Source organism: Deinococcus peraridilitoris DSM 19664, from assembly GCF_000317835.1.
In the GTDB taxonomy this organism is placed as follows: domain Bacteria; phylum Deinococcota; class Deinococci; order Deinococcales; family Deinococcaceae; genus Deinococcus_A; species Deinococcus_A peraridilitoris.
Genome location: NC_019789.1, coordinates 100,671 through 114,450, shown reverse-complemented (window position 1 = coordinate 114,450; position 13,780 = coordinate 100,671). Strand labels below are relative to the sequence as shown.

Genomic DNA, 13,780 nt, shown 5'->3' with positions numbered 1-13,780 from the left:
TCCGGACGATCAGGCACTCCATCGCTTCGAATCAACCTCGCCGCTGTCTCGATCATGGACGCTTCCGGTCACCTCAACACGCCGCTCCCACCACAACGCCAACCCCAACCAGAGCAAACTGAGTCCCATTGGGACCGCCGCGATGCGCTGAAAGGAGTGCGGCAGAACCGACACCGCAAGTGGCGCCAGCGCCGCCACTACCAGCAACCCGCCCGCCCCCCGCGGCAGGACACCCGCGCGGATCGTCGCCACGCCGAACCCGAGCGCTCCCAGAATGTACAGCACCCCGGATAACGGCCCGGCCGCTGCAAGCAGTCCGAGGTCCATCTCCCCAGGTTGACCACTGAAGATCCCAAGAACGGCCTCCACGAAACGGGGCGCGTCTACCACTAACAGCGGCAGGATGAACGCCTCGACGAATGTGAAGGCCGAAACGAGCACCAGCCACGTGAACAGCAACAAAAACCCCACCAACCCAACCCAGCCTGCGCGCCGCGCGTGACGCGCATACACTGCCGAGACACCCAACAACCCCAAAATTGCCATTAGCATCGTCAGGTCATGTACGACCGCCCAGCGCGGGGTGGCGACGTTCGTGACCACCTCGGCCGGGTGAAGCGTCTGCACCATCATGAATAGCAGCCCAGCGGTCGCGGCCGCGGCTCCTCCCGTGCGCAACAGTCCTGCTTGTGTGATCGTCATATGCGTCCTCCTTGCGTGGCCCGTTCCCTTGACCGCGAACGCACGATAGGTAGCGACATGGTGACGTGGCGTCACCACATGTGGTGACCGTCACGGCAGAGGCGCCCTGCCTGGGTTGCGCTGCCGGAGACGGCGTGTCGATCAGATGACGTTGAGGTCCCGCGCTCGGCGGACGGCCCCGCGTCGGTCGTGTACACCGAGCTTGTCGTAGATTCGCTTTGTGTGCGTTCGTAGTGTGTTGAGCGACACCCCGAGCTCGCGGGCGATGTCCGGCCCGCTCAGGTCGGAAGCGAGCCAGCGCAGCACAGTGAGCTCACGGTCACTCAGCGTTTCGCCCGTGAATGCAGCTGGGCGGGGCGCAGGGGTGGTGGGGTCCAGCGCGGCGAGCAGGTCACGAGCGTACGAGGGCGTGATGCCTCGCTTTTTCGCTCGATTGAGGAGCCCCGTCATCCTGGCGCCTTCCCTCAGAAACAAGCGTGCGTAGCCCTCTGGTTCGGCCAGTTCGAGTGCGCGCCCCAGCGGAATCAGCACGTTCGCGCCCTCACCCTCAGCGTCGAGCGCAAGCGCCTGAAGGACCAGAATCTCGATCAAGCTCCCGTTGCGGCCACCCTTCACCGCCGCCCGCTCAAGGCGCGTCAGAAGATCTTGGATGTCGTGCGGTGTGTGGTTCACGACGTCCGTTTTGGCGCGTGCGAGCAGGACGCGTGCCAGCGTGACGAGTTCGAACTCACGGACGTAGGTCACGTCATCCTGCGGGGTCACACCCGCGGCCCGCACCCAGTCCTCCGCGCCTCGCAAGTGGCCGTGTACGAGCAGTATCTGCACCTTCATGGCTGGTATGGGGCGGACGACCGGGAAGAAGTCGGGTACGTACCGCCCTTGAGCTTCGTCGAGCAGACGCAGCGCGTCATCCAGCTCACCCTGCGCCGCGTGCACGCCCGCAAGAGCCACGCGGGCACGCCACTCGTGCTGCGGCAGCCCCAACAGTGGGCCAAGCATGTCATTCCGCTGGAGGTGCTGCCGTGCGGCCGTCAGGTCGTTCCACTCCCGGTAAAGTTCGCTCATGCCGACGTGCATGTCCGCCGAGCCCCGTACGATCGCCTCGCCGGCCGGATGCGCCACCTGAAGGCCACGCTCGTATGTGTGCAGCGCGTCACGCAGACGACCCTGCGTGACGAGGATGTCCGCCTGGACGCGCACAGTGCCGATCGCATCTGGAGTGTGCCCGGCGCGAAGCAGGTGCATCTCCGCCTCCGCCCACCAGCCCCGCGCCGCCTCAAGATCCCCGGTGTGAAGGGCGGTCAGGCCGAGGAAACCGCTCGCGGCGCCACGCGCGAGGTGGTCCTCGTTGGGCGTGAGGTGAAGCGCGTGCTGCGCGTGTCGTTCTGCCTCACCGACCGTGCCGAGCGTCATGGCCGTCGCAGCGCGGTACACGGCGATCTCGGCCGGGAGACGCCGGAACTCGGCCTCGTCCACGACAACCATGTCAGGTGCGCCCAGCGAGCGTTCCGCCGTGCGGAGCTTGACTTCAACCTTGTGGAGGTCTCCGGTGCGCAGCAGCGCCTTGGCGTGATGCACACTCAGGACCGGCCGGTCACGCAGAAGATCATCCGGCAGCGCGTTAAGCCACCCCAGGATGGCCTCTTCGCGCAGACTTCGACGCAATTTGGGAACGGCCAGTTCGATCATGCTCGCGGCACGCTCGAAGTCCTGAGCAGCAAGAGCGTGCCGGATGGCGTCCTCAGGCAGGTCGTGCTGCTCGAACCAAGCACTGGCGCGGCGGTGAAGGAAACGCGCCTGCCCGGGTTGCTCGGCGTGGAGGCGTGCCCGTAGGGCCTCGGCGAACAAGTGGTGGTACCGGTACGCGTGACGCCTGCCGTCGAGAGGAACGAGGAAGTAGTTCTGCCGTTCGAGCGTCTCCAGCTGCTTCTGGCTTCCTGTCTGCCCGGTGACGGCGTCGCACAGGGGTCCATTCAGGTGGTCCAGCAGGGCCGTGTGCAGCAGGAACTGCCGGACGGCTTGGGGTTGATGCGCGAGGACTTCGTCGACGAGGTACGTCAGCACGAGGCGGTCATTCCCGGCGAAGCCCTGCACGAAGGCCGAGCGGTTCGGTTGGTCACGCAGGGACAGTGCGGCGAGTTGCAGGCCTGCCACCCAGCCTTCCGTGCGGGCGCTGAGGGTCGCGACGTCTTCCAGCTCCAGGTTGACGTGCATGACGTCGTTGAGGAAGGCCGCGGCTTCTGTGGTAGTGAAGTGCAACTCGGGCGTGCGGAGCTCGTTGAGGTCGTTGCGGACGCGGTGTCTGGCGAGCGGTAAGGGTGGGTCCTCGCGGGTGGTGAGGAGCAGGTGGAGGTGCGGTGGCTGGTGCGCGAGGATGAAGTCGAGCATGTGGTGGACCGCCTCGCGGTGAATGACGTGGTAGTCGTCCAGCACCAGGACGAGCGGGCGTGCGAGGCGTCCAACGTCATTGAGCACCGTCGTGAGGATCTCTACCGTCGGTGGTGAAGCCGTCCGTGCCGTGCGCTGCGCTTCATCGCCGATTGCGGCCACTTCGCGCAGCGCGGCGATGAGGTACGTCAGGAACCGCGTCGGGTCGTTATCGTCATGGTCGAGGGAGAGCCACGCGACGGGAATCGACGATGCGGCCGCCCAGGTGCTGATAAGGGTGGTTTTCCCAGAGCCAGCGGGAGCCGAGACGAGGGTAAGTTTGGCGTGTAGGCCCGCGTCGAGCCGATCAAGCAGTCGGGATCGCGACACGAGCGAGCGACGCGGCCAGGGAACACGGATTTTGGACTCGATAATTGGATTGGTCACGAGGAGATGAGCCTCGCTGAGGAACGCGAGCGGCATGCTGTCGTTGCACCGCTGGGCACGGTAAGTTCAGGGTACCGCACAGTGGCCGTCAAGGTGATGGTCGGTCAGTGACTACGGCAAACCCCGAATGACACTCGGCGGCCATACCCAAGAGAGTGGTCCGACCACAGGCTGGCATTGCGGCAGGTGCCTGCGTGAACGTTCGGCGTCCTGGTGAGCCTGTTCCGGGCCGTAGCGGCGATATTCGGAGTGGTACTGCTTGGTGGGCGCCTGACAGTCGCGTAGTGGGCCGCGGTGGCGCTCGTACTGATTGCAGGTGTGGGCGCGACGCTCGCAGACATCGGGCGACGCATGGGTTACCAAGCGCATGATCCTGGAACCCATCCATCGGTACGTCCACCACAAACACCCCCACCCACAGGGGCGAGTCCAACCACGCAATTGGCTCTGTCGCGGCGACCATCGCGTTCTCCGTGGACGGTAGTGGAGCAGGTTTCCGCGTGCCCATCTTCACAGCAACCGGTAAAGGGAGCTGATCACGCCACGGCGCATCCTCGACCTCGTGCAGGAACGTCCCGGTCGCATGATTGTTGCCCTCGCCTATACTCCCCTCCATGAACCGCACCGAGATTCGCGCGCAGTTCCCCTCGCTGGCCAACGGCCGGGTCTACCTGGACAATGCGGCCGGCTCACTCCTGCCTCAGCACGCGATTGACGGCGTCACCCGACACCTGATCCGCTACGGCGCCATCAACAGCATGATCGGTCACCAGCCTGGCCGCGAGATGCTGAACATCAAGCACCGCGCGCGCGAGGGCACAGCGTTGTTCTTCAACGCTCAGCCTGAGGACGTGGTGCTGGGCCCCAGCGCCACGGCGCTGGCCTTCCGCATGGCGACTGCCTTCACGCGCCTGTGGGGACCGGGCGACGAGGTCATCGTGTCTGGGCTGGAGCACGAGGCGAACGCCAGCCCCTGGCGTGACCTGCAACGCTCCGGTGTGAGCGTGAACGTCTGGCATGCACGCACCCCGGACCTTCGTCTCGACCTGGAGGACCTCAAGGTGCTGCTCTCACCACGCACGCGGCTGGTGGCGGTCACCACGGCCAGCAACGTGCTCGGTAGCACCGTGGATATTCGCGCGGTCACGGCCCTGGCCCGCGAGGTGGGGGCATGGACGTTTGCGGACGCGGTGCAGAGCGCACCGCACGAGTTTCCGGACGTGCAGTCGTGGGGTGCTGATTTCGTGACGTTCAGCATGTACAAGGTGTGCGGACCACACCTGGGTGCGCTGTGGATCCGCCCTGAGTTACGCGCGGAGTTGCCCTGGCCGAAACTGGTGTTCTTCCCGGACGCCGATGTGCACGGCCTGGAGCACGGCACCCCCCAGTTCGAGTTGCTGGCGGGCTGGCTGGGCACCCTGGATTACCTGCGTGAGTTGGGTGGCGCGAGCGACCTGACCCGTGAGGCGTTGAATACAGCGGCCAAGTGCATCCGCGAGTTGGAAGAACCGGTGGCCACGCACCTGCTGGCTGGACTGGTGGCCCGACCGAACGTGACGGTATACGGCCCACAGGAGATGGAGCGCCGCGTTGGCACGGTCGCCTTCCGGGTGGCTGGCGAAGCGCCGGAACAGACGGCCACGCGCCTCAGCGAACAGGGCATCGATCTGTCCGCAGGGCATTTCTACGCCGTGCAGCCCATGACGGACCTGGGCCTCTACCCGGCGGGCGTAGCCCGAGCGAGCATCGCGCATTACACCAGCATGGAGGACGTGGAGCGGCTACTGAACGCGCTCCGGTGAGGGAAGGACCCCGCTTCCCGTCATCTCATCGGGTACCACTCGGAGGCACTGACCGCCATTCACCCAAACCCCAGTCCCGGCTGGCGACGCCGCTACTGGGCGATCTTCAGCGCCGAAAGAGCGAGTCGACAGCACCCGGTCGTCTGCAACGAAGACAATAGGTGTTTGGGCCGCGACTGTCCTTTGGGCCCGCCCGCCGTGTGTACACTCATCAGGTGAGAATGTCCGTCGAGCTTCCAGGCGCGCTGTGGCAAACCCACGCCTGGTGTACTTCACGGTTGGACGGAGCACCGACGACGCTCACCCTCCGCGCGCCTGAGCTGCGACCACCCGAATCTCCGGAAGCGTGGAGGTATGGGGAACTCCACCCTGAATGGATTGCCGGGCTGGTGAAGCGCCGCGCTGCGCTCCTGGCCAGGCAACAGGTCCCTTTCGACCTGTTGCCTGGCCGCATCCTTGGCGTCCTGTCACACGCGGATATGGATATAGGCGAAGGAGCGCCCGCTTCGAACGGCGTTATTGATAACATCTACCTCCCTCCGTGGGACACCTGGTTCGCGTTCGTTTCTTTCGACACGACTGGCATGCTGCTGGCCTGGATTCCCGCACCCCTCGAAGCGCTCGTTGAGTCCGCGCGCTCAGTACCCCACAACTTGGTTCGGGTAACGTCCTGAAGGGCGATTTGATCGCAGCGTAGACACAAGAAGAGCGGCATCAAGGGAGTGTGTCGCTCCAAGAAGCCGCTCTGGCTGATCCTACCAAGCTCGGCGAGGTCATCAAGCACCATCTGCCATTCCTACGCCGAGATACCCTGCAACGCCTCGCCGACGTCGTCACCGCCCTGATTCAAGCTCGCTCGACCAAGCACGCCCAGCTTGCCCTCCATCTGCCCGGCACAGTCGGTGCCGTCAGCAAGCTGCGCCGAGTCGAGCGCTGCCTACACGACCCTCAGCTCGATCGCGACGTTTTCTTGAAGCTCCTCGTGCCACTGCTGCCCGACGAGAAGCTGGTCATGACCATGGACCGCACGAACTGGGAACACGGCGAAGCCGACCTGAACCTCCTTGTGCTGGGCGTAGTGCTTGAAGGCTTCACCTTGCCCCTCGTGTGGATGGCCTTGCCGCACGGGGGTAGCAGCGACACCGGAGTGCGTGAGCGTTTGGTCGCTCAACTTCTCAAGGTCTTGCCCGCGAAGCGGTGGCGTGTTCTGGTTGCCGACCGTGAGTTCGTCGGGGCGGCGTGGTTCACGTTTCTGAGGCGGCGCGGCATCAAACGCTGCCTGCGCATCCGAGGTGACGCTCGGATCGACGACGTGCGGCTCGACGAGGGCTGGGGGTACGTGCAGCCCGGACAAGTGGTCGCGCTGCTCGAAAAAGCGAATGTGTACGGCAACGTCATGCAACTGGTCGTCACCCGCACCGACGCCGGGGAACTGCTCGCCCTGGCGACCGACCTGAAGATCGACGAGACGCGGGCGGTGTATCGTTTGCGCTGGACCGTGGAGTGTACCTTCAGCACTCAGAAATCCAGAGGCTTCGACCTGGAGGCGAGTGCCATGACCAGGCCGGATCGGCTGGAACGCTTGTTCGGGGTAGTCACGCTGGCTTTGGCATGGTGTTTGCGTGTCGGCGTGTGGTGTCACCAGCAGCGGCCCATCAAACGCAAAAAACACGGACGCCGTGCAGTGAGCCTCGTCAGGTACGGCCTGGAGCTTCTTTCCGCTTCTTTGCGTTGGGACACGAGTGACTGCCTGACACTTTTGGCGCTTGTCATGCAGCCTTTTCCCGCTCCAGCACACCACTCAATCCAAGTTGTGGGGTACTGAGGTCCGCGCGGGTAGTTGCCGCGACGGAACCGCTCGTGTGGCTTGACGAAGCGTTACGTGCGAAACAGTTGTCCGGAGGCGCTGGTGGGGCCGATCATGTCGAGGTGCTTTCAACTCTGGCCGAGCTGCTGACAGCTCACCTCCCTTCAAAACCAGACTGAAACATGAAAATTCGGTTCCTGTAGCGTATTTCTGCGATGACGACTGCGCGCAGCCTCGGAAGGCGCGGCGGTCCGTACCCTGGGTTTACCCACTGAACGTCGGTGCGGACGGCGTGATCTGCACGTTCGACGTGAACACCACGCACCGAATGGCACACCCCTTGCAGGTGATGCGCGCGGGTGGACCGCGAGAGCGTGCAGGGCATGGACGTGATGTTGGACAGCTGCGTCATGCGGCCAAGGTCTGTGCAGCTGAAGGAGAAACAGGGTGGGATCATTCTTACAGTCGTTGGCTGACGGTCTCGATCCGACAACGGCAGAGCCCACACCGTCCCTGAAACGCTCGACGATTGGTCTTCGCACGGCTCACTGTACTTGTCTGCGTATCCTTAAGGCATGCGGCACCCTCCTGCCCGACCTGTGTCCCTCTCCTGTGAGCGGCGCGCGGACCTGGCCACCCCACTACTTCACCATCGTCCTGAGCGCGGGGTTCGTGGTGCTCGCCTTCAGCATGAACGGCCCACCCCTGCTCGCTTTGGCGTTCGGCGGGCTGGGCAGCCTGTACTTGAGCATGTCCTTGTATTTGATTGTCCGCGACCAGCGGATCGGCAGCCGCGTCGACCCCGACCGGCGAACCCTGCACTGGTGGGTGGACTTCCCCCCTGTACAGGAGCAAACCATCGCCCTGGCGGACATTGCCGTGATCATCCTGGACGAATCTTCAGACGCGCCGCGCGTGCGGGCACTACCATGCTGGGCGTCACGTGGCGTTCCTGAAGGTGATGACGTGCTCCGCACGCAAGTGGAAGATGACGGCGCGACGGTTAACCTGCGCTAGGCGATTGTTTATCCTACGCAGACGGCTCGCTGGCTCAACCGCCGCTATTGGCAATCTCCCGCGTAACAGTCCACTGGGCTTTCTGCAGGGATTTACGGCTGTATAGGGCCTGCCATGGAGACAGGCAGTATATGGTTTAAAAAGTCGGCGGAGTGTAAAGCTTGGTAGTTCAATATTCTGCAAATGCAGAATATTGGTTCATTTTGCAGAAGTCTGCAATTGTGCATTATCGGTACGTATTCTGCTCTCGCATCAGGTCCAGCAAGGATCAGCCAGAGATGTGTCACAATGAACTGATGGTTATATCGCTCACATCAAAAAAAGGAGGCTGTGGAAAAACTACCTCGGCCATCCACCTGAGCGCGCTGCTCGCACGTCACGGCAAGACTTTGCTGATCGACATGGACGACGCGAAGCACTCGATCTCGTGGAAAGCTCGTGGGGGAGAGCAGCTTCCCTTCACCGTGACGGACTATGGCGGCTCACTGCGCCTGGCGCGCAGCCATGAGCATTTTGTCATCGACCAGAAAGGTGGCTTGACCGGTGACGGCATCATCGACGCCTACAACGACGCGGACGTGTTGGTCGTGCCCGCCATCGTCGAAATGATGACCCTCGAGAGTATGCTCCAGACAGCAGACGCCATCAAAACCGTCGACCCCACGCTCGCCAAGCTGCGCGCACTGTTCGTGCAGACAACCCCGCACAACAAAAGGCTCGTGGAAGAGGCGCGCCGTGAAATCGAGGAACTGGGCGTGAAAACGATCAGGCAGACCGTCCGCCACACCGAAGATTTCAAGCACGCCGTCAACAGTGGCAAACTTGCGAGCAACATGGGCAAGTACGGCCGGCTCGGCTGGTACGATTACGAGCGGGTATTCGACGAGTTGCGCCTGGCCGCGCCTGCAGGTGCCTTGTGACTTTCGGACACCTGAGAGGAAATCGTGACACCGCCGATGCTCCCGTCGAAAGTGAGCCTGTCGATCAAGCCACAGCACGCGGGACGCCACCAGCAAGAGGGCGCAAGGCGTCAGCAGGCAAAACGGCTCCGGGGACCAGATCAGCCAAACCTGCTGAGCGGGAGACCGCCCAGATGACTGAGGCTGCCGAAGCGGCGGTAGAGCAGTCTGGCGTCCGGGACGCACTCGCCGAACTCGATGAGCTGTCGAGTCTTCAGGAACGCAAGGTCGGCATTACCGGGCGTGTCCCGGAAAGCCTCAAGGACGAACTGGAAGCGTTCTTATTGACCAACAAGAAACGCATCGGTCGCAAGCCCTCCGCCGACATGCTCGTCGCCGCCTGGATCAGCCTGACCCTGCACGACGAGGACACGCAACGCAAACTGCTGTTGATGCTGCGTGAGCGCCTCAACCGGTAAGTGATGCCATGGAGGCCCCGGCATCATTGCCGGGGCTTGCTGGCGGGTGGATCCGTGGTGCAGTGAAGGCTGAGCACCAAGGTGACCTCGGTTGACTACCACACACCCACGCTTTTCTTCTGGCGTTTATCGGCCCGCTTGGTGTACGTTCGGGTGGTCTGGATGTTCGCATGACCGAGGAACTGCGCAACTAGGTCGAGGTCGTTGGTTTCCTCGATCAGGCGCACGCCCGCGTAATGCCGCAAAGCGTGCACGCCACGCCCACGCAGCGCCTTCTCGGGAATCTCCGCGATCACCGCCAGTTTCCTGACTCGTTTGCGCAGCCCGTAGGAACTCAAGCCGATCACCAGCCCGTCCGGCCGTCTGGGCAAGGCCCGCAGGGCGCGCGTCAAGGTGAGCGCCAGGGTGACGCTGCGCGGCTTGCGTCCTTTGCCACGTTGCACGGTCAACTGCTGGCGTGCGAAGTCGATGTCGTCCCAGCGCAGGGCGCGCACTTCACTGTTGCGCAGCCCGGCGTAGGCGCACAGCAGGATGATCACCCGGTCGCGCGGCCCGGCGATCTGCAACAGACGCTCGAGTTCATCCTGCGTGTAGGCGTCGCGTTTGTCGGACGGATCGACCGTGTCCTTCACCGGCCGGGGATGTTCGAAGGGATCCGCTGTGGTCGCGCCCGCCCAGCGCAAGGCCCGGTACAGCCACTTGGCGGCCGCGAGGCGGTTCTGCACGGTGGATGGTCGCAAGGCGCGCCTTGAGGCCGTTTCATTCTCGAGGCTGCGCAGGTACAGGGCGCCCGCGTCACGGCCAGGCCGCAGCAGGTCGAACTGCCCTTCATCGAGCAGCACCCGGACGCCGCGTTTGTAGTCTCGCAGGGTGTGGGCACTGACCTGGCCACCGTTGGGGCCATACACGGTCAGGTACGCTTCCGTGAGCTGCCACAGGCCGTCAAATTCGCGGTCGCGGGCCCAGGTCACGGCACGGCGGCGCAGTTCGTCTTCGGGCAGGGCGGTCAGGGGCATTGCGCGCGCGAGGGGTGTCGCAGCGTACGGCACGAGGGTCATGGGTCCACTCAGCTTACGCTCTTTTTGGTTGCGATAAGAGCAGTTGTCGCAACCAGTGTCTTATCGCAGGCTCCAGTAGTCGTGCTGAAAGCCTTCAAGATGGTCCGGTCAGCCCGCAATTTTGAGTTCAGACAACTCTTGCGACGCTGAGTCGTGCGTCCCGCTACGCAGGCTGAACGGTGGCCTCGGACGGCCCTCGGCTGGAAATTCCTTATTTCCAACTGCTCACCGGATGACTTGTATCTGGACGGGCAGGTCGGGCAGGCTGGCCCAAGCGCTCTCAGCCGTGAGGGCATCAGCGCCGTGGTGTTCAGCAGTGGCGAGGCACAGGGCGTCTCCGAGGCTGAGGTTGTAGGGGCGGCGCCGGGCATAGTAGAAGCTGGCAGCATGCTGAGCGGCGCTGGGAAAGGGCACGACTTCGAGCACCTGCGTGAGGACGCCGAAACGGCGGCGCACCCGATCCACGGTGAACGTGCCGTCGCTGACGAGCTTGCCTTCAGCCTCGACGACGTTCGCGCTGCTGATCAGGCAGTGCCGGTCGGTGAGGGCCTGGGCTACCACTTCCCAGCCGGGCTCCTTGCGGAAGAAGGCCATCAGGGCGCTCGCATCCAGCAGCAGAGGACGGGCACTCACTCGTGTCCCTTTTCGCGCTCGGCTTCCTCGCGGCGTTCCTGCAGGAGTTCACTGGTGAAGTCGCGCCCGTCGTCTTCAGCCAGGCTCCCGGCGAGTTCCTGAACCAGGGCGGCTCGGGTGGTGACGCGGATGCCAACCTCGTCTTCAATGAAGAGGATAGTGTCACCTTCCTTGACTTTGAGGGATTCTCGGAGCGGTTGGGGAACTACAACTCGTCCCTTTGCAGTAATTGATGCGGTGTACACTCGTGATTCCATCGTAGCCCTCCTTTGACATGTGCCACTTAGCTTTTCTATTCCCACCCTACCATCTCCAGTTCCCCTCAGTTTTCCTATCCTTGTGGTAATTTGTATTACAAAAAACCTGATGAGTCGGCAGCGTGCGTCCACTGGAGCATGGCGCCGCTCCAGGCGAGCGAGAGGGACGAGTGGAATAAGCGTCTCGTGACCTCGGCCGTCGAGTTGGATGTTGCCTCTTCCGGCTTTCGATACGTACTCCAATTCATGGGAGAAATGAGTTCCCTTACTCCTGTTGTAAAGATCCACGAACGGACGCTTCTCAATTGGGGCAAGCTGTTGGGTTGAGTCGGTGCTGAGCGCTCAGCACCGATCCGGCTGCGCCGGCCTTGCTTATAATCGACGCGTCTCTTTAGAGGCTGAGGTCAGAACAAGTGTCGGTATCTTGGCAAAATGGTCGAGCATCTCGTCCCTGACGATCTCTGGGTCATCGTGAAAACCGTCATTCCCGCTCAAACACCCCGACCACACGGGGGTCGAACGAAGATCCATGCCCGCCGTACGTTGGCGGGGATTCTCTACATCCTCCGCTGGGGTCTCCCATGGCGCCAGCTCCCTCTCGCTCTCGGCTTCGGGAGTGGGCAGACCCGCGAGCGCCGCTTCCGAGAATGGCTGCGTCAAGGCGTTTGGGCACGTCTCCTACGCCTCGTCCTCGACTATGCTGCTCGTCAGGGTGCGCTCGACTGGTCGCGTGCTTCCATCGACTGGGCCAGTCTCCCTGCACCGCGCGGCGGCGTCGCCACCGGCCCAAATCCCACAGATCGCGGCAAGGCCGGGTGCAAGCTGCACCTGCTCGTCGACCGGCAAGGTCTTCCGCTGGCGGTAACGATCAGCGGCGCCAACGTGCACGATTCCCGACAGCTTGAGGCAACCCTCGCTGCTGTGCAGGGTGTACGCAACGGCAAGGGGGGTCGGCCACAGCGTCGCCCAGTCAAGTTACACGCCGACAAGGGCTACGACTACTCACGATGCCGCACGGCGTTGTATCAGCGCGGCATCGTCCCGCGGATCGCACGACGGGGCATCGAGTCCAGTAATCATTTGGGACGTACTGCTGGCGAGTGGAACGTACTTTGGTGTGGCTGTTATCGTACAGGAAGCTGGCTTTGGCGTGGTGTTTGCGTGTCGGCGTGTGGTGTCACCAGCAGCGGCCCATCAAACGCAAAAAACACGGACGCCGTGCAGTGAGCCTCCTCAGGTACGGTTTGGAGCGCCTTGCTGCCGCCTTGCGCTGGGACACGGGTGAGCGACAAGCTCTCCTGAGCCTCGTCATGAAACCTTTTCCCGCTCCAGAACAGCACTCAACCCAAGTCGTGGAGTACTGAGATCCAGGTCCCTACGGAATGGGAACAAGTTGGTGAAAAGTGACGATGGTGGCGCTGATGGTGAAGGCGCTGGTCAAGGTGGTAATAAAGATGGTCCGTCCGACATCGTCGTAGTCGCCGCCAACTTCGACGGCAACTCCAAAGATGTTCACGGCGGTGGGGAGTGCTGCACTGAGGGTCAGTACGGCGAGGTCCAACCCCTGGAGTCCGAGGAGCAGGCCTACACCAACGGCAAGGGCGGGCGCGACTGCGCTTTTGAGCAGTACGGCAGGCCAGTTGATGGCGGTGAGTTTCCAAGTCCAGGTGCGGGCAACTTGAATGCCGAGCAGCAACAACATGGTAGGAACGACTGCGCCACCCAGCAATTCAAGAACCCGGTCCGGTACCACCGGGAGGTCGGTGTTGGTGGTGTTGAGCAGCAAGCCGACCACTGCCGCCCAGATGGGTGGTAATTTCCAGGCTTCGAGGAGCCGCTGTCTGAAGCGCCCACCGTTGCCAGAGAGGAGCGCGGGGCCAATTGAGAACATCAGCAGCATGCTGAGCACGAAGATGATGACCGAACGCTCCAGCCCTGGAATTCCATACGCGAACAAGGACAGCGAGAGTCCCATATTGCCGGTATTCGCGAAAAGACTGGCCGCGACAACCCCGTTGCGGCGTTTTTTGGGTTGCTTCCACACCAGCAGGTAACACACGACCGCCAGCACCACCATGAACAGCAGGTATGCGATGGCGAGGCGGCTGGCGTTGTCGGCCGGAATGGAGGCGTGCGCGGCCGTCGAGATGATCAAGGCCGGTGTCATGAAGTACATCGCCAGCCTGGAGATCGGCAAGGGATCGAGGCCGGGCATCATCCTGCCGGCGAACGCGCCCAGTGCGACGATGCAGAACGCAGGAAGGACGGCGTTCAGCGTGAAAAGCAGAGTGTCCATGCCGTCCTTCCCAGGT

General features: G+C 63.0%; 12 protein-coding genes. 6 read left to right on the top strand and 6 right to left on the bottom strand.

Features of this window, described 5'->3' with window-relative positions:
* Window positions 1–9 precede the first annotated feature (9 nt).
* Both DEIPE_RS19260 and DEIPE_RS19255 read right to left on the bottom strand, forming a co-directional pair.
* The gene (locus DEIPE_RS19260) at window positions 10–702 is read right to left on the bottom strand and encodes a hypothetical protein (RefSeq protein ID WP_015231257.1); all 693 of its coding nucleotides are present in this window, start codon (window positions 700–702) and stop codon (window positions 10–12) included.
* A gap of 141 nt (window positions 703–843) precedes the next feature.
* Window positions 844–3,516, bottom strand: a complete 2,673-nt coding sequence (locus tag DEIPE_RS19255; RefSeq protein WP_041231889.1) for a winged helix-turn-helix domain-containing protein — start codon at window positions 3,514–3,516, stop codon at window positions 844–846.
* 614 nt (window positions 3,517–4,130) lie between these two features.
* Here DEIPE_RS19255 and DEIPE_RS19250 point away from each other — a divergent pair.
* The 5 genes from DEIPE_RS19250 to DEIPE_RS19225 all read left to right on the top strand — a co-directional run bounded on the left by DEIPE_RS19250 (window position 4,131) and on the right by DEIPE_RS19225 (window position 9,520).
* On the top strand, window positions 4,131–5,318 hold the full coding sequence (locus tag DEIPE_RS19250) for a cysteine desulfurase-like protein (RefSeq protein ID WP_015231255.1): 1,188 nt from the start codon (window positions 4,131–4,133) through the stop codon (window positions 5,316–5,318).
* Between the two features lie 724 nt (window positions 5,319–6,042).
* On the top strand, window positions 6,043–7,143 hold the full coding sequence (locus tag DEIPE_RS19240; protein ID WP_015231253.1) for an IS4 family transposase: 1,101 nt from the start codon (window positions 6,043–6,045) through the stop codon (window positions 7,141–7,143).
* Between the two features lie 594 nt (window positions 7,144–7,737).
* Complete coding sequence (locus tag DEIPE_RS19235) at window positions 7,738–8,142, top strand: hypothetical protein (RefSeq protein WP_041231778.1); 405 nt, start codon at window positions 7,738–7,740, stop codon at window positions 8,140–8,142.
* A 296-nt stretch (window positions 8,143–8,438) separates the two neighbouring features.
* Window positions 8,439–9,062, top strand: a complete 624-nt coding sequence (locus DEIPE_RS22625) for a ParA family protein (RefSeq protein WP_052326829.1) — start codon at window positions 8,439–8,441, stop codon at window positions 9,060–9,062.
* A 173-nt stretch (window positions 9,063–9,235) separates the two neighbouring features.
* Window positions 9,236–9,520: a hypothetical protein gene (locus DEIPE_RS19225; protein WP_015231250.1), complete on the top strand. Its 285-nt coding sequence runs from the start codon at window positions 9,236–9,238 to the stop codon at window positions 9,518–9,520.
* 95 nt (window positions 9,521–9,615) lie between these two features.
* Here DEIPE_RS19225 and DEIPE_RS19220 read toward each other — a convergent pair whose 3' ends face one another.
* From DEIPE_RS19220 to DEIPE_RS25105, 3 genes are all read right to left on the bottom strand, one after another.
* Window positions 9,616–10,578 carry a tyrosine-type recombinase/integrase gene (locus DEIPE_RS19220; RefSeq protein ID WP_015231249.1) on the bottom strand — a complete coding sequence of 321 codons (963 nt, stop codon included), beginning with the start codon at window positions 10,576–10,578 and terminating at the stop codon, window positions 9,616–9,618.
* A gap of 225 nt (window positions 10,579–10,803) precedes the next feature.
* A complete protein-coding gene (locus DEIPE_RS19215) occupies window positions 10,804–11,211 on the bottom strand; it encodes a PIN domain-containing protein (RefSeq protein ID WP_015231248.1) in 408 nt (135 codons plus the stop codon).
* Window positions 11,208–11,756, bottom strand: a complete 549-nt coding sequence (locus DEIPE_RS25105) for an AbrB/MazE/SpoVT family DNA-binding domain-containing protein (RefSeq protein WP_245557674.1) — start codon at window positions 11,754–11,756, stop codon at window positions 11,208–11,210. The genes DEIPE_RS19215 and DEIPE_RS25105 overlap by 4 nt, the downstream gene beginning before the upstream one ends.
* Before the next feature lie 144 nt (window positions 11,757–11,900).
* Between DEIPE_RS25105 and DEIPE_RS25600 the strand changes: the two genes are divergently transcribed.
* Entirely contained in the window at window positions 11,901–12,695 is a 795-nt protein-coding gene (locus DEIPE_RS25600) for an IS5 family transposase (protein WP_015231246.1), read from the top strand.
* 148 nt (window positions 12,696–12,843) lie between these two features.
* On the opposite strand, the gene DEIPE_RS19190 is transcribed toward DEIPE_RS25600, so the two are convergent.
* A complete protein-coding gene (locus DEIPE_RS19190) occupies window positions 12,844–13,764 on the bottom strand; it encodes an AEC family transporter (RefSeq protein WP_015231245.1) in 921 nt (306 codons plus the stop codon).
* Window positions 13,765–13,780 lie beyond the last annotated feature (16 nt).

Coding starts and splice junctions, on each gene's coding strand:
- DEIPE_RS19260 (WP_015231257.1), bottom strand. CDS start 702: ATGACGATCACACAAGCAGGACTGTTGCGCACGGGAGGAGCCGCGGCC.
- DEIPE_RS19220 (WP_015231249.1), bottom strand. CDS start 10,578: ATGACCCTCGTGCCGTACGCTGCGACACCCCTCGCGCGCGCAATGCCC.
- DEIPE_RS19190 (WP_015231245.1), bottom strand. CDS start 13,764: ATGGACACTCTGCTTTTCACGCTGAACGCCGTCCTTCCTGCGTTCTGC.
- DEIPE_RS19250 (WP_015231255.1), top strand. CDS start 4,131: ATGAACCGCACCGAGATTCGCGCGCAGTTCCCCTCGCTGGCCAACGGC.
- DEIPE_RS25600 (WP_015231246.1), top strand. CDS start 11,901: ATGGTCGAGCATCTCGTCCCTGACGATCTCTGGGTCATCGTGAAAACC.
- DEIPE_RS19225 (WP_015231250.1), top strand. CDS start 9,236: ATGACTGAGGCTGCCGAAGCGGCGGTAGAGCAGTCTGGCGTCCGGGAC.
- DEIPE_RS22625 (WP_052326829.1), top strand. CDS start 8,439: ATGGTTATATCGCTCACATCAAAAAAAGGAGGCTGTGGAAAAACTACC.